Raw genomic sequence first — 15,661 nt, 5'->3', positions numbered from 1 at the left:
CGCTTCTATGCGCATAAAAATGTTTATATCCTATCCCTTGTGTTTTTAAACTATTGAAGAGCAGCGAGTATAGGATTACCACTTGCCGATAGTAACCAATACAACAGGCCAACATTTACAGCAACCGTAAACCAAAAGCCGATTCTGAATGCTTTTTTCTGAGATTTATGGCGCAACACCTGCTGCGCGACAGCAGCGCCAGGCCAACCGCCGAACAGGGCAAGCATATGCAGTGCGTCCTCAGGGATACGCCATGAACAACTTTGTGCTCTGGCTTTATCAAAAGCATAGGCGATATAGGTAACGATACTTAAGCCAATATATATCAATACGAGATTTACAGGTACAAATCCCAATAAGGCACCAGCGCCTAATGCAATCAAAAAGAGTAGGGAGAGGTAAATAGAGAATTTACTGACCTTCTTGGCCTGTTTTTTCTTTAGCTTTTCACCTGAAAAAGTGGCTTCATCAGCACAATGACGACCGTGGTTGTCTTTAGATAAAGTAAATGTAATCACGTCATTTAATTGTGGTGTACGGTTTTTGTTGGCAAAACCGCGCTTGTGAATAAAAACATGATCGCCACCACCGTTAGGCGCAATAAAGCCGTATGCTTTATCTGCATCCCATTTTATTAGCTTTCCTTTTAATCGCATAAATCTTCCTTGAATAAATAATAGGTTTAACAACTATAAATTACAGCCAATCATTGTGAAATCTTGTTAAGTAAAACTATCTTAATCTCTAATAATCGACTTTAACCGAGCAAAAGTATTTAGCCCTTCTGTCTCTGTGATATCGTCGTAATCAGGGTTGTTAGCTTTTAAGCGATAGCGGCCATTTGGATCTTTTTTGATGACGCGCAAGAGATATTGACCATCACCTGTTTCATCCAATCGTTCAATTGCCATGATGTTATTGGTAATGGAGCCTGCACTGGTTGGTGTTATCCACTCGAGTAATAAGTAATCTCCATCTAAGATTGGATTTTTTCCACCATTCATGGAATTACCACTAGCACAAGCAACGAAGTGCCTTTTCGGGTCAAGTTTGCCGTATTCGATGCCAAGCTCAATGGTTTCAACAACATCTGCAAAGCCCGTTTTAAAGTGGCCACAGGCAATTTTGATATTAGGGAAAAATGGGATTTCGGTTAACTCTGTCGCATCTTCTAAAGTAACAGGCTCAAATGTAATCACGTTATCATTAGCGGTTATTGACTCACGTGGCATTAGGTCATCAAAATCACTGTTAACAAGCTGCACATCAAACTTTTCAAAATAAGTAATACCATCGTCAATATACTGGCTGCGGATCTTATTTAGGTCATCGCTAGTTAATTTTTCCCATAACACGGTATCAAACGATACCAGTGCGAGATCCTTACATTGATAGACAAACCGCTTACGTTCAAATTTTTCAAACGGGTTTTGTAGCATACTGCGTTGAAGGTATTTTTCATCATCGAGTTTATTAACATCATTCAATGGATTGCCGGCTTTTTCGGCTTTGCCAAAACGTGTGAGTAGCTTTTTATAAAAAGCCTGATAACTTTGCGTCACTTGGGCAATATTGGCTTCACCTTGGTCATTACAATGCTTCAGTAATGACAGCAAAAACACGATTTTATATGAGAAGGTATAATCTCGTTGCTCTAGGAATTCGAAAAAATCTTGGTAGCGGCTTTCTTCCGTGCGTACCTTCAAGCCTTTTAGTTGGCGAATTTTCTCTATTTGCTCAGGCTCGAAATAATGTAATGTTGCGCGGCCAAATGGCAGGCTTTTATCTGAGCTAATATCACCTTTTTTCAGCCATGACTTTACGGTGCCCGTTGAAACAAAAAGCTCTCGAGCTAGCTGCTCTTCGTTAATCAGATCGCCATATTCTTGTTCAAAATTAAAAATATTGATTGGCTCTATGCGTCGTTCACCTTCCCAGAGCCCGTCTAGTACAATCAGCTCATTTTCAGGAAGATGTTGCTCAGGATGAATGACATTTTCAAATGGGCAATAAGTATTTAGGTTAAATAAACTGTGAAGACTCCAAGGTTGTAATGCTGCGCCGTAGCTATCAACAACATCAATGACGTAAAGCGCTTCTTTACCTGCAAATTTACGCGTGCCTCGCCCAAGTTGCTGAGTGTAGAGTACTTTTGACATGGTTGGACGCGCCATTACTACAACTTCAGTTTGTGGGGCATCCCAGCCTTCGTTTAATAGCTCACACGCACATAAAAAACGTATTTCTCTATTTTGATATTGTTCGATGCCTTTGCGATCTTTGCCGTGAACTGAAGCCGCGCTAATACCTTGACTGTTGAGTAAGTCTGCTATGCGCTTGGTGTGTTTTACATCAACACAGAATATGATCCCTTGTGAAATCGGCTTTTCAGTTTGCAAAGGCGCATTAAAGTATTTGAGCAATACATCAACAATTAGCTGATCGCGCGAAGGGACTTGTACGGTTTTATTTAAGTCTGATTTGACAAAATCTTTGCCGTTAAAGCGCACTTTGCTTAAGTCAATATTTGACGATAATCGAAACGCTCTGATCGGCGGTACTAGCCCTTTAGCAATGGCCTGCTCTAGGGTTAAATCAACTTCGTAACTACCAAAAATATCTTCGAGTTTTTGCTTATCGAGGCGCTCGTCAGTTGCGGTTAAACCTATTAAGGTTTTGGGAGAGAAATGCTCAAGCACCTTTCTTAAACCATGAGCTGCGGCTCGATGTGCCTCATCAACAAGAATATAATCAAAGCTGTCTTTGGGCTGATGAACAAAGTGGCGAAGTACATAAGCACTGGTTTGCACGACAATATCTGTGACCGATGAATCTAATGAAAAGCCAACGCGTAATTCAGGTAATTGGTGATTTAGCCTTTCAACAAATTGATCTTTAAGTGCGGTGGTTGGCACGATTACGAGGACACGTTGAATGTTATCTTCAGCAAATTGCTGACGCATGTCTTCAATAAAAACTTCAGTTTTACCGGTGCCGGTGGGTAATACCACTAAGAATGTATTTTTACCTGCCTCACGTTCTTTGTTTATTCGTTGTAGCGATTCTTCTTGATGCTGATATAAATCGAAAGAGCTGATACTTCTTTCTGCCCGAAAATGTGGCGCCGATAAAAAGTTACTCGCACAGCCAAAATAAGTACGTAATTGATCTTCGATTTTAGTGTGATCTTCCATCCCGCGATTAGACCAGCGGAATACTAAGTAGCCATCACTAACCAGCGAGTTTTGTTTAAACAATTGTGAGCGATATTGCTTTTGGCCAGTTATTAATGGGTGGTGATAACTCTCGCCATTTAATTCGATAGCTATAGGTGAGGAAGAACGCTTGAGCGTAAAATCGATAAATCTGCGCGAGCCATTGCGATCAATGTAGCTGTCTTCGGCCTTTAGCGCATGGATTGCTTTACCACCAAAAACACGCTCATAAATGACAGCAAAATTATGCTCTGGTGGTGTTGGATCTAGGTGATGTTCATCTCGTTGCTGGCCATAGATGCGAATTTGCTCGGGGTCATCAGTGTCATTTAAAAAGATTGTGAGTTCGTTGGTAAAAACAGTGTGATCATCGTATAAAAACCGTAAGATGCCCTGATGTTTATGCATCAAGGCATTTTGCATACTGGTGTATTCTACGTAATGGTACTCAGTAGGCTTGTGCTGATAGAGTGTCGTGTCGACTAACACCGGTTTGGCTTGGCTACCAGCTGTATTATCATTTTCAAAAAGTCGACTAGTTTTCGATACTTGAGTGAGTTGATAGCCAAGTTCAGCCATATGGTTATCGAGTTGAGTAAACTTATTTGAGGTACTTTCTTGAGCTGTAAACTTGGCCAATACAAATGTCCTTATATTTACTAACGGCTAATCTTACTCTTTGAGCAAAATGGCATTTAACCATTTTTCATCTGCTCTGCCTGGCCGAGCATCGCCAGTTATCCAGTGTTTTTTAATTTTTAGTTTTGGCACGCTAAGCAAATACTCTGTGAGCAGTTGTTCGTTTAAATCCCTAAACCACCGACCATTACGTTCTTTTTCTTCACTGCCGTATTTGAACGAAACATATAAAACACCTTGAGGTTTTAATGCCGTTTCAAGACGTTTAAAGACATCTGTTAATTGGTTTGTTGGAACGTGTAATAGGCTAGCACAGCACCAAATGCCATCGAATTCATTCTGCCAAGAAATTTGCTCAAAGGTTTTACACAATACATTGCAACCTGATTGTTGCTTAGCTATGTCAACTAGATTGCTGCTAGCATCGATACCTATTGCGTTGTGACCTTTACTGGTAAAGTACTTTAAATCTCTACCTGCGCCACAGCCTGCATCTAAAACCTTAGCATTTTGAGGGAGCAAAGGTTCAAATTCAGCGTATAGCGCAGAAACGTCAACATCTAACGTTGACTGTGCAAATTCTGCTGCATGAGTTTGATAATATGTAAGCGTTGTATTCATGAAATCAGTATAAGAAATTCAAAACCAAAACAGTATACCCGAAGAACGCTAAGTATTTTGTTCCATTTTTGATCTGTGTTTGTGTTAGGCAGAAAAAACAAAAAATCCCCGAGTTTCAAAATGAATTTCAGGGATTTAAAGATGTTCTTGGTCAGTGTGTATTACTCAATATTCTGGATCTGAATGCTGTAACTTTTGTTTTATTATTAATTATCAGTTAGTTAAATATTATTTAAGTGGTCTTGTGTTTGTTTTTAACCATTTCTGCCACCGGCGATAGGAGGGGAAAATTTTCTTTCACAATATTTACTTAAGAACAATTACTTAAGTTAATGATTGTAAATTAATTTGAAAATAATCGTCAATCGCCTTTGCGTTTGTGATATATGAATAAGGTCAGAGGAATGACAGTAATCAATCACAAACGGAGAATTTGCAATGGAAGTGCAAACTAATAAAGAATACGCCCCCCACCAACTAGAGATGTTTCACGTTCTGAAGCAAAGTGACTTGATGCGAATTTTGCAGGTATCAAGAACGACGCTTTACAGAATGAGACAAAACCCCAATTTCCCCCGCCAGTTAACATCAGGTAAACATATGCTGGGTTGGGATTCTGCCGAGTTCTATAGCTGGCTAGCTCTGCAACGAAGAGCTCGCTAAATTCAGCCTGTAAGCAAAAGCAATATATACTTATTGGTAAACTATGACCAGAGATGATTATAAGTTACTTTTATAAGTATATATTGTTTATTAGCTGGCACTAACAAACACTAAATAAGTAGTTAGTTACAAGATTAACTGAGAGCGTAATTATAGTCGCATGCTAACTTTAATGAGCTCCATCCTTTATTTTGGCCAGCAGAGAATTTCACACGAATTGAAATCTCAGCGCTACCATTCCCCCAGCGAATAGTGTTTTGTATTTTTGTTGGTGTATCTCTTTGCACTTCAATATCAGAAATAGAACTCCCATGCTCGTGTATAAGGCAGCTATTGACTTTATAAAAGACTATCACAACTAGTGCTTTGCCAAGTAAAGCCTCTACTCCACCTTTAAGTTTCTCTATTGGTGCATCGGATAATTGTTTCCCGATGTTACTTGATACTGATTCTTGGGCATCTCTGTGCGTAATTGCGCCTTTATTATATTCTTCTTTTAATTGGCTAACTAATGCTGTTAGTGCTTTCTGATCCATGTCGAAATATGTTGGACCCATTATTTGTCCTACACCAGCATTCTTCGAGGTTATTTTACCAGTCTTTAGTGCCGTTGCTTTAACTGAAATAGGTTCAATGATGTATTTGGAGTTTGATCTAAGAATTAGTTCTATGTCTGCTGTGTCTAATCTATCAGCAATATAACTATCAGGGACTAACTCAATAGAATCAATCGTATATTGACCGTGTTTTTCCTCTAAGTACTTTTGAAGTTTGGTAATAGTTTGAGCAGTCGTGTGGATAATATTTTCAATGTCTTTGTTCGGCACTAACACTGAATATTTCTCGAACATTTCGATGTATTTATTCTCGTCTACACGCCTAAGGCTGCTATTTGCTTGCAACACTGTGTAGTAAAATATTGCTTCAGAGCACTTACCAATAGCGTCGCTATCTTTTTTATTACTAGTTTTTCTTAATCGCTCACCTAGTGTTGAGTTAAAAGTTGCAATAGATTTTAAATTACCTTTCTTAACTTCATCTGTTTTTTGAGCAACCTTAAAGCTTGTCGCTAATTTAACAGAGGAACTTGGGCCACTTTCAAACTTGAAACGGATAAGCAGAGTGTGTTCTTCAGCTGTAATTCCTAAACTGTAAGTTCCAACCTTGGATACACTTATTTCATCAATTTTATCTATTTCGGCTTTAAATTCTTCCACATCAATGACTTCATTATTGTCTTTATATCTGCATATAATGTTTACTGAGTCGGTCATAAATAACTCATTAAAAGCATTTCGGATTGACTCGCTTTTTTCATTATATTCATTAGATAACAACAAAAAGCACTTTTCTCTCATATGATATAGCAAGCGCTCTCTAAACGGCTCTATTTCATTTGTAAATGAATTAGTTTGATTTCTTATGTAAGATCTTATTTCTTTTGTGTCTATACTTTCAAAGCTTTGCCCTGATATTATCTCAGCTGTACTCAGCAAAAATTTTCGATATGCTCTTTCAAATTCATGATTAAAATCATCCTGAAGTTTTTGTGATTGAAAATAAGTCGAAAGGAAACTTTTTGCACCTAAGTTTTTTGGTTGAATGTTTCCTTTGCCCTTAATTTTGTATAGGTTAACAGCAACTACGCAGTCATCAGATAAGGTGATAGTGAGATCTGGATGAGAATCGCAATTTTCCATATCTAATTTACTTATCACTGACCTTATATTTGGGTATTTTTCTATTATATATTTTGCGGTTGCACCGCTAGGGATAGAACTATCGGGCTGTGAACTATTCATACAATACCCAGCAACAGCCAAGGCGACGTCCCGCAAATGTTCATCCCCAATTAATCGTGGTTTAATTTTGTTCATTTGAATCCTTTTTACAAAAAACTTTAAATAGACACTGGCCTTTTGTCCGCATCAATGGTAAATTCCCTTTTGATAACATGAGGGTACTATGAAGATTGCAGAACGTGGTCGTGCGAAGTTCAGACCAGAAAAAAATATTGATGAGAAAGATGTAAGGTCCTTACTACAAGATAAAATAGCTCAAGAGCAATCTTTCGCTGCTCAAAACGGCACAGAAATAACTCGCGAGATGTTAGCTTATGAGCCTCCAAAGTTCAATTTAGTTAGCCTGTTCTCAGGGTGTGGGGGGTTAGACCTAGGCGCTGAGTTGGCAGGTATGGATGTAGTTATTGGTAGAAACGAAACCAATCAGTCGCTCTTATCTCGAGAAGCATTTGATGTGAAGAGAAATATCTCTGTTTTTCATACTGTTGCGTCGTTAGATAACTTCCCTGAAGCAAATCAGAGTTATAAAGACAACTTCCCGAAACATATCCTGCAAATAAAAGAAGATATTCGTAAAGTTAATAAATTCCCGCTAGCAGATATAGTGCTTGGAGGATTTCCTTGTCCGGGATTTAGTGAAGGAGGTCCAAGGTTAATCGATGATCCTCGTAACTTTTTATATTTGCATTTTATTCGGTGCTTGATGCAAGCAAAACCGTTGTTTTTCGTAGCGGAGAACGTGAAAGGCATGTTAACGCTTGGGAAAGGTGCTGTTGCTGAGCAAATAAAGCAAGACTTTGAATCGGCAGGCTACAAAGTCAAAATGAAACTAACTAACTCGAGAGATTATGGCGTACCTCAACTTCGAGAAAGAGTGTTCCTTATCGGAGTTCGTTCTGATATTGACTTTGAATACCAATTCCCCTCGCCATCACACGGAGAAGGTGAGGGCTTACAACCATTTATTTCTTTACGGGAAGCTATTGGTGATTTAGAAGCGTCACCAGGTGAGTTTTTCACTGGAAGTTATTCACCTATTTATTTATCAAGAAACCGTAAGAAAAAATGGTCAGAGCAGAGCTTTACAATTCAGGCATCAGGAAGGCAAGCGCCACTGCACCCTTCTGGAAGCGACATGATTAAATTAGGTAAAGATGAATGGCATCTACCAGAAGACTCATTGCATAGAAGGTTATCAGTAAAAGAGATTTCAAGGATTCAAACTTTCCCCGACTGGTTCAACTTTTCAAAAGGTATTAACCCTAAGGGTTCTATAAATAACCAGTTAAACAAGCAATATAAGCAGATAGGTAACGCCGTACCTGTAGAGTTAGCTCGTAGTATTATAGAGCCAATTGCTCAATGGTGTTCAGAACATATAAGTGACGTATCACTGTATAGAAAGTCATGATAGATTTTGCTTTTGGTTCTCTCTTCCGTACTTATTAGCTGAAGCTAGTATGAGGGGAGAACCAAATATTGCCCCACATACAGCTGTATACAGGTTTTAACTTATGAGCTCCTTATAACTGTTTATATAGTGCCAGCCAGTAAAAACGACCATTTGTCGCTGCTAACATAACGTAAGAACTGAAAATATAGTGTTATATTGATCGTAATTTTAATTTTTCCTTGAGTTGATTGATTGAAAAAATATGTATGTGGCAATATAAGTGCGATTCGCAGCCTAAATAGATATAAATAGATGCGATTCGCACTGATAATGGCTAAAAGTACAAAAAAAGTATAATCCTTTGATTATGTGCTAAATTAGTGACTCAAACGACATGATGTTGTTTGTATGGCATGAAGCCAAATGACAAAAAAGGATATAATTATGTCAAATTTAGCAATGGAAGAGCTAACTAAACGCGAAAACGTAAACACATTAACTGGTGAAATAGAGTATTCATCAAGAAAGGTTGTAAAGCTATACAAGCAGAAGCGTTGTAACGAACATTACTTTTCAGTGTTCCAAACCTGCACTCCTTTGCTCAGAGCGCTAACAAGGCAGCAGAGAAATGTGTTTGATCTGTTTTGCATAAGCCTCGGTTATAATACGAATCGTATCGACCTTAATTCGACGATCAGACGAGAAATGGCTGATCAGTTGAGTATTTCAGTTGGTAGCCTTAACAATCACTTATGTGCCCTGAAAAAAGCGGGGATAATACGAGCTATCGGTAATAACTCCTTCATGGTAAACCCTGAAATCGCGTTCAAAGGAAGTTTAGCGACAGCGCTCAATCTAAAAGAGGAATTTGGCAAGCTAGGCTAACAATAACCGCTCAGCCCTATTACATAAGAAGACGTGTATTAGGGTTTTAACTTACTGTTTTTATTGGGCAATTCAAATAAAGGGATAATGTGAATTTATACCTGTTATCACAATCCACAGTATATTTGATAATATTTTACTAATACTCTGGAGTTGAATAGCTGTAATTATGTGAGTACTCTGCGCAATGCTCGAGTAGTATAGCAAATAAACCGACTGTCATTGACAGGATTCATCTTTCATCAAATTACTTAGCTATATACTCGTAACTAACTTATTAATGTAGTAGTTGCCACATGAATTGAAAGTAGTGGTAACCTATCTGTGAACAAATAAATTGAAAAAGCGATGTAATATTACCCAATATTTACGTTATCAAAGTATTGCGATTCGCACTGAAAAAATCAAATGAGACAACTTGGTAAGGTTTTCATATAAAACGCTTTGTAAATAAGCAAAATCTGGACTTTTTCGCAAAATACACGTAAATCGCAAAAAGATTACGTTATTATATACAAAGTAAGACAAAAAAGGATTTTGTCTCTTAGTGAAGAAAAAAGGAATTTTTCATGAACACGAACAAGATAATCAAGATACCGCAAGAGCTCGAAAAGCTACTCTCTCCAACAGGTTCAACACCAATCAAGGTGTTACTCAAAGAAGCAGGTAAACTACTCTCTAGCTCACATGAGTGTGTCATATTATCAACGTCTGCTGAAAGCAGTCTTGATAAAGCCGAGCGTCGTATTGCAAAGCTAACAAAGGACCTGTACGTAGCGACAGGAGAGAAAAATGAGGCTAATGAACGTGCAAAGAGTTATGAGCTGTTTCACGAACAACTGGAGCTTAATCGTGCGAAAGTAAATTGCAATGCTCGCAAAGCTAAACTAATTGATCAGTTAAATGATAAGTTAGCTGGCAGAATGAGCATAGAGCAGGCCGTCGATATAGTTCATAACGAGCTTATCAAGCAGCAAATGAAAGTCGCAAAGGCTAGTATCCAGCACCAGAAAGAATCAACGGTAGGTTACTCTTATGAGTAACCTACCGAGAACTGTATGTCGCATACAAAAAATTAAAACAGAGCAGGAATTAGCACAACGGGGGAGTCATAACTTTCGTTTAAGGCCTGTTATTAACGCTGATCCTAAAAGACGAAAATATAACCGTGTTTTTATCGGCTCTAATGACTTAAAAGCTGACTGGCAGAACTATATTGATAAAAAAGGCATTAAAAAGATTAGAAAAAATGCAGTGATTGCCGTTGAAATGATACTGTCATTTTCTCCCTGTTTTTTGAAGAAAGAAGATGGTTCTTACTTTCAAGATGCAAAACATAGACTTCAAAATTGGGTAAAACTAAATTTGAGTTGGCTAAACAAAAGGTACGGAGATCGTGTTATAAACTGTGTCAGCCACGGCGATGAAGAGACATACCACCTCCACTGTATATTGGTTTTAACCGATCAAAAACCAGATGGTTCATGGAAGCTGAATGCTAGAAAATTCTTTGGCGGACGCAATACGCTATCCGAGCTACAAACATCATACGCGGAGGTTATGAAGCCGCTAGGCTTGGTTAGAGGTGTAAAAGGAAGTAGAGCTAAACATCAAAGCATCAAATCGTACTATACCGCTCTTAATAAAGTTGAAGCTCTTTGCGAGAAATTAGCGATTAAAAAACCAGCGAGTAGAGATCCTAAAGACTTTGGTCACTGGACGGTCGCAATGTCAAAAATTGCTGACGCGCTAAGCAGCGAGCATAGTAAAAAAATAAAGTCACTCGAAACTCAACTGGCACAAGAGAAAGCTTTAACGCAACAGCTTATTCAAATGCAACACACTGAGCTTAAACGTGAGTTGAAGCCGAGATTAGGCAAGCCTTGTTACAGGTAATAAATTGGTGCATTGTATCGCTGTGCCGTGTGTATTAACGCAGATAGCTTTGCTAAGCCATTTAAATTTTTTACGTTTTTGCAATTTACCATAAACATTATTGCACGCATAAAATCTGGCAAATCTTCAACTTTCACGACACAATCATTGCTGAACGAATTATTCGTATTACCTGATGTTGCTGAAACGCAATAACGGCGATTTAGACTACTGACCATTTCAAACACTCCGGCTAACAATTCATTGTCGATTTTCATCTCGATAACGTCATCTTCTGCTACGTGTTCGATAGCATACTTGCCAAAAAAGCCGTGAACCATAACATGCACTAAAACTCTCCTTATGTTAAACCTCTAGCAGAAGTTTCTGATCTTCTTTAGCGATAGAATGAAATATGTGCCATTAAAATAACGAAGTTATTTTCAACAGGCTTGCCTGCGAACGACAATTTTAGCGATAGCGTATAAAAATTGTGTAGTGAGTTAGACAATTACAATTGTCTAACTCACACCTCACAATTGACTACACATTTCAATGATTGTGACTAAACATTCACCAGCGGAGCAATACGATCAGCCAGCTTTTGCAGAGCCGCCTTACGTTGTTCAAAGTAGTCATGACGATCGTAAACACGCTCAACGCCTTTAAGCTTGTGGTTGAGGCAACGCTCAGAAACAAAAGGGTCTACACCCAATTCAGCCAGTAAGGTGCGGCCTGTTCGACGTAGATCGTGAACTACAAAGTGTTTGAAGCCAACCTTTGCCAATACGCCTTCAACTAGCGTTTTCTTTCCTTTACGCATCACTTTTTTGTTAAAGCAGCCTGATAGGGCGTGATTTAGTGTATCATCACTAATATACTCTCTGCGCTTACCAGCGCGACGCGCGGGGAATACATATTCTGACTTACCAGCTCGCATCTTTAACTCTCTGAGCCAGTCGACGCACTGGTTGGGAAGTGGAATCACAAGTCGACTAGTTGTTTTTGTTCGCTCTGCTTCAAGAGTCCATGTTTGCAGCTCAAAGTCGAACTCTTGCCACTTTGCGCTTATTAACTCGCCCTTACGCACTAGAAGCGTATTTAACAGCGCAAATGCAAGATAGTTTTCGCGAGTTATTTCTGTCGGGTGTGTTGCAAGCTCAGAATAAAACGTTTCTATCTCATCAAAGCTAAGAGCCCTAGTTCGAGATTTCTCTTTGCCACCCGCATCTTTCATATTAAATGCTAACGCCACATTGTATCGTACATGGTTGAACTTCATTGCTTCGTTAAGTAGTTCTTTGCATATAAGCAAAGCGTCATTTGCAACTGTCGGACGTCCAGACTCAACAATCTGATCAAGTAAGTCTTGTATGTGCTCTCCACTTACTTTTTTAGGCAGCAATGAACCTATTACCGGCGATATATCATTCCAGTAAACTCTTTCTGTAGGCCTGATATCTTGAACTCTTCGCTTCTTCTTTGATAAAAAGACTTCAGCGATTGAGTTAACAGTTTTCTCATTTGTTCGCTTTACGTTTTTAAGTCGAGGATCTTCACCGCGGTTAACCATTGCCCTTATTACAGCTGCTTTGTCTCTGGCCTGTTCGAGTGTCATCTCATCAGCAAGCTTGCCATACCTACCAATGATCATTTCACGACGTTTATTCTCAAAGGTATAACGAACCATGAAAAAGGCAGTTCCTTCATGACTGATGCGAAAGTATAAAGATCTCCCGCAGCTCCATTTGTTCGCAACTCCCTCGCGTACTTTCTTCTGTAAATCTTTGTTTGTGTCTAACATTTCAATTCCTTTTACTGGTGGCAGACAGATATATAATAGCACATGAATATCGAAGTTCTGTCACTTTTTCTGCCACCAATAAATTTAAACAGATTGAAAATTACTGAACAGAGTTGAAACATAAATGGGGATGCTAGACATTAAAAAGCCCTTAAAATAAGGGCTTTAGGTTTGATTTGAATGGTGTTGAAAAACAGTGAAACATTTATTCTATATTCTGGATCTGCTCGCGCATTTGCTCAATTAACACCTTCAATTCAACAGCTGCTGCGGTGATGTCTGCGTTGATTGATTTAGAGCCTAAAGTGTTTGCTTCACGGTTAAATTCTTGCATCATGAAGTCTAAACGGCGGCCTTGTGGGCCTCCTTTTTTGAGGATTTTGTTGGTCTCTTTTACGTGGCTGTATAGGCGGTCGATTTCTTCATCAACATCCATTTTTTGAGCGAGTAGTACAAGCTCTTGCTCTAGGCGCTGTGATTCAGGTTCAATGCCGGCGTCATTGAATTTTTCAATAATGCGGTCGCGCTGCCATTGAATGATTTCTGGCATGTGTGCTTTTACGTTATTGGCTTGCTCAATAATCAACTCTAGGCGTTGTTCAATTAACGCTTTCATATTGCTACCTTCGCTTGCGCGGGCGGCGATGAAGTCTTTAAGCGCTTGGTCGAAGCCGGCCAGAATTTCAGCTTGAATAGCGTCCATATCTGATTCTTCAGCTTCCATTACACCCGGCCAACGCATGATTTCAAGCGGGTTGATTTGGCTATTCAATGTTTGCTCATTTACCCAGTTGGCATGTTTTATTAGCTCATTGGCTAAATTTTGGTTGAGTGTTAAGTTGCTTTTGGCCGCAGGGTTGGCATTAAATCGCAGGGCGCATTCTACTTTGCCGCGGTTTAGCTGCTTGCGAAAACGTTCGCGCAAAACAGGCTCTAAGCTGCGAAATTGCTCTGGTAGGCGAAAGTAGGTTTCTAAGAATCGTTGGTTAACGCTGCGGATTTCCCACACGGCATTACCCCAATCACCTTTTACTTCATGGCGAGCAAAGGCGGTCATACTATGGATCATAATATCTTTCCTATTAATTAGTTTTATAAGAATGAACCGCTAGATTATGCCTGAGTTAGGCTACAACAGCCAGTGTGTATCGCTTAAATCACGGGGGAAGTTTATCGGTAGAGCTCACTTGCTGGCTTATACATAATCCAAGAAGCCAGTACATATTTATCGTTTGATAAAGGGGTTCTGCCGCGATGGGTGTGGGTGAAGCCACATGGGGAGAGTACTAAGCTGCCCGTTGTTGGTTTAATACTCGCTTGCTGATATAAAAAATCTGTCTCGCCGCCCTGTGGTACGTCGTTTAAATAAATTAGCCACAAGAGTGTTCGATGTAAGCTTTTTTGTTCCGGATCACTTGGGTGAGGGTAGTGCTCAGCGTGCCAATGGCCAAAGTTACCTTCTTGTACGGGGTACTTTTGCATATTGATATCGTCGAGTCTAAAAATACTTTGAATGATTGATGATAGCTGGTTGTCGTCGAGTTGGCTGATCATTTCAGGTGTTAACGTGGTTAATTGTCCGGTTTTGGCATCTTTGATACTTGGGCTTATCGCACCTGTGATGATATGAGGATAGGCTTTTACATACTGCACCAAGCCTTGTAAAACGAGCGCGTTGATCTGTTGATGCTCTTGCTGCCAATCGGGCAAGGTTGAGAGGTGAATATCAATGCTGTTTTTCTTGGTAGTATCTACGCCTGAGCCAATTCTTCCTTGTTGTTTATTATCGTCTTGTTCAAATTTTTCAATGAGGTGCTGACAAAATTCAGCGGAAAGTGCTTGTTTAAACTCAACGATAAAATGCTGCATAGATACGTATCTGATTATGGCTTAAGGGGTGTTAACTTTATATTAACAAGGTGCAGAACATCAATAGTGATTTATAGCATTAATTTTTAGGCCAAAGCATTTCATCAAGATAGTGGTTTGCATAATTACTCTCACTCAATGCTTTGTATTTGAAGTCAATCAACTTGCCTTTAGAAAACTGAAACACAAAGGGGTGCGAAACCATTATCTGCTCATTTTCAAAAGGGTGGCTATCATTTCCCTCTATGTAGCCTGAAAACTCTTTTATTTGTTGTCTAGAGGAGTTCGATGCAATTTTGTATACAATATCAGAGATTTTATTGAGGGGTTTGGCACAATCCATTTGTGTGTGCACTGGTGCACTGTGAAACATTAGCGCTTTTTGGCCACTAAATTCATATTCACCAATGTAATAATCGTTTTGGAGCGTATCGAAATAACTTTTGAGTAACGTGACTTTTTGAAGCTCTGTGGTGAAGGTTGAATCTAGGTCTATATATTGACGTAAATATTGTGCAATAAAGGCTCGGCTATTATTCAGATTAAGGCAGGTATTGGGTGTATTTTCAAAACTTTCAGATTGCTTATATGACTTAGCTCTTGAAGGCGCAATTAGTGGCTTTTGGGGTTCGACAAATACTTGATAAAATGTTTTTTCGCCATTAAAAAATGAGGCGATATCACTAAAAGTTAAACTACCTTTTTGAAAGGTATACATGGAAATTATAAGGCCGATTACCCCAGTAATGATCAGTGTGATTGATTTCCACATGTCGAATCCTTTCTTGTGCTAACGTATCAATTTATTTTTATTACCTTTTTTATCAGTAATGCTCACGAAGGTAAAGTAAACCAATAGTTATTACTCAGGAATCTAAATAAAGCGTGTAATAGG

The 15,661-nt window shown here is 39.0% G+C and carries 14 protein-coding genes; 5 read left to right on the top strand and 9 right to left on the bottom strand.

Annotated features, from left to right (window positions below; genetic code table 11):
- Positions 1–50 precede the first annotated feature (50 nt).
- From LP316_RS02755 to LP316_RS02745, 3 genes are all read right to left on the bottom strand, one after another.
- Positions 51–656: a DUF1294 domain-containing protein gene (locus tag LP316_RS02755; RefSeq protein WP_193022565.1), complete on the bottom strand. Its 606-nt coding sequence runs from the start codon at positions 654–656 to the stop codon at positions 51–53.
- Between the two features lie 81 nt (positions 657–737).
- Positions 738–3,854, bottom strand: a complete 3,117-nt coding sequence (locus LP316_RS02750; protein ID WP_193022564.1) for a DEAD/DEAH box helicase family protein — start codon at positions 3,852–3,854, stop codon at positions 738–740.
- A gap of 33 nt (positions 3,855–3,887) precedes the next feature.
- A complete protein-coding gene (locus LP316_RS02745; protein ID WP_193022563.1) occupies positions 3,888–4,475 on the bottom strand; it encodes a class I SAM-dependent methyltransferase in 588 nt (195 codons plus the stop codon).
- A gap of 438 nt (positions 4,476–4,913) precedes the next feature.
- Between LP316_RS02745 and LP316_RS16170 the strand changes: the two genes are divergently transcribed.
- Positions 4,914–5,138 carry a helix-turn-helix transcriptional regulator gene (locus LP316_RS16170; protein WP_193022562.1) on the top strand — a complete coding sequence of 75 codons (225 nt, stop codon included), beginning with the start codon at positions 4,914–4,916 and terminating at the stop codon, positions 5,136–5,138.
- Between the two features lie 134 nt (positions 5,139–5,272).
- Here LP316_RS16170 and LP316_RS02735 read toward each other — a convergent pair whose 3' ends face one another.
- The gene (locus tag LP316_RS02735) at positions 5,273–7,015 is read right to left on the bottom strand and encodes a hypothetical protein (protein WP_193022561.1); all 1,743 of its coding nucleotides are present in this window, start codon (positions 7,013–7,015) and stop codon (positions 5,273–5,275) included.
- An 88-nt stretch (positions 7,016–7,103) separates the two neighbouring features.
- On the opposite strand from LP316_RS02735, the gene LP316_RS02730 reads away from it, so the two are divergent.
- From LP316_RS02730 to mobV, 4 genes are all read left to right on the top strand, one after another.
- Entirely contained in the window at positions 7,104–8,351 is a 1,248-nt protein-coding gene (locus LP316_RS02730) for a DNA cytosine methyltransferase (RefSeq protein ID WP_193022560.1), read from the top strand.
- Positions 8,352–8,777: 426 nt separating this feature from the next.
- Positions 8,778–9,218 carry a replication/maintenance protein RepL gene (locus LP316_RS02725; protein WP_193022559.1) on the top strand — a complete coding sequence of 147 codons (441 nt, stop codon included), beginning with the start codon at positions 8,778–8,780 and terminating at the stop codon, positions 9,216–9,218.
- A gap of 569 nt (positions 9,219–9,787) precedes the next feature.
- Entirely contained in the window at positions 9,788–10,261 is a 474-nt protein-coding gene (locus tag LP316_RS02720; protein ID WP_193022558.1) for a hypothetical protein, read from the top strand.
- Positions 10,254–11,114, top strand: a complete 861-nt coding sequence (gene mobV / locus LP316_RS02715) for a MobV family relaxase (RefSeq protein ID WP_193022557.1) — start codon at positions 10,254–10,256, stop codon at positions 11,112–11,114. Before LP316_RS02720 ends, mobV begins: the two co-directional genes overlap by 8 nt.
- Here the strand turns inward: mobV and LP316_RS02710 are convergent.
- The 5 genes from LP316_RS02710 to LP316_RS02690 all read right to left on the bottom strand — a co-directional run bounded on the left by LP316_RS02710 (position 11,105) and on the right by LP316_RS02690 (position 15,538).
- Positions 11,105–11,443, bottom strand: a complete 339-nt coding sequence (locus LP316_RS02710; protein WP_193022556.1) for a hypothetical protein — start codon at positions 11,441–11,443, stop codon at positions 11,105–11,107. The two genes, mobV and LP316_RS02710, sit on opposite strands and share 10 nt — an antisense overlap.
- 215 nt (positions 11,444–11,658) lie before the next feature.
- Complete coding sequence (locus LP316_RS02705; protein WP_193022555.1) at positions 11,659–12,897, bottom strand: tyrosine-type recombinase/integrase; 1,239 nt, start codon at positions 12,895–12,897, stop codon at positions 11,659–11,661.
- 205 nt (positions 12,898–13,102) lie between these two features.
- Positions 13,103–13,966, bottom strand: coding sequence for a YicC/YloC family endoribonuclease (locus LP316_RS02700; RefSeq protein ID WP_193022554.1), 864 nt, complete (start codon positions 13,964–13,966; stop codon positions 13,103–13,105).
- A gap of 101 nt (positions 13,967–14,067) precedes the next feature.
- Positions 14,068–14,766: a 2OG-Fe(II) oxygenase gene (locus LP316_RS02695; protein ID WP_193022553.1), complete on the bottom strand. Its 699-nt coding sequence runs from the start codon at positions 14,764–14,766 to the stop codon at positions 14,068–14,070.
- Positions 14,767–14,845: 79 nt separating this feature from the next.
- A complete protein-coding gene (locus LP316_RS02690; RefSeq protein ID WP_193022552.1) occupies positions 14,846–15,538 on the bottom strand; it encodes a hypothetical protein in 693 nt (230 codons plus the stop codon).
- Between the last annotated feature and the right edge of the window lie 123 nt (positions 15,539–15,661).

Origin of the sequence: Thalassotalea sp. LPB0316 (assembly GCF_014898095.1) — a bacterium.
Lineage (GTDB): Bacteria > Pseudomonadota > Gammaproteobacteria > Enterobacterales > Alteromonadaceae > Thalassotalea_G.
Note: the sequence above shows the minus strand (reverse complement) of the source record. Positions and strands in the feature narration are given on the sequence as shown.

Bases quoted from the DNA above. Each gene is read 5' to 3' on its own strand.
- LP316_RS02735 (WP_193022561.1), bottom strand. From the start codon at position 7,015: ATGAACAAAATTAAACCACGATTAATTGGGGATGAACATTTGCGGGAC.
- LP316_RS16170 (WP_193022562.1), top strand. From the start codon at position 4,914: ATGGAAGTGCAAACTAATAAAGAATACGCCCCCCACCAACTAGAGATG.
- LP316_RS02700 (WP_193022554.1), bottom strand. From the start codon at position 13,966: ATGATCCATAGTATGACCGCCTTTGCTCGCCATGAAGTAAAAGGTGAT.
- LP316_RS02730 (WP_193022560.1), top strand. From the start codon at position 7,104: ATGAAGATTGCAGAACGTGGTCGTGCGAAGTTCAGACCAGAAAAAAAT.
- LP316_RS02755 (WP_193022565.1), bottom strand. From the start codon at position 656: ATGCGATTAAAAGGAAAGCTAATAAAATGGGATGCAGATAAAGCATAC.
- LP316_RS02745 (WP_193022563.1), bottom strand. From the start codon at position 4,475: ATGAATACAACGCTTACATATTATCAAACTCATGCAGCAGAATTTGCA.
- LP316_RS02695 (WP_193022553.1), bottom strand. From the start codon at position 14,766: ATGCAGCATTTTATCGTTGAGTTTAAACAAGCACTTTCCGCTGAATTT.
- LP316_RS02690 (WP_193022552.1), bottom strand. From the start codon at position 15,538: ATGTGGAAATCAATCACACTGATCATTACTGGGGTAATCGGCCTTATA.
- LP316_RS02705 (WP_193022555.1), bottom strand. From the start codon at position 12,897: ATGTTAGACACAAACAAAGATTTACAGAAGAAAGTACGCGAGGGAGTT.
- LP316_RS02725 (WP_193022559.1), top strand. From the start codon at position 8,778: ATGTCAAATTTAGCAATGGAAGAGCTAACTAAACGCGAAAACGTAAAC.
- mobV (WP_193022557.1), top strand. From the start codon at position 10,254: ATGAGTAACCTACCGAGAACTGTATGTCGCATACAAAAAATTAAAACA.
- LP316_RS02720 (WP_193022558.1), top strand. From the start codon at position 9,788: ATGAACACGAACAAGATAATCAAGATACCGCAAGAGCTCGAAAAGCTA.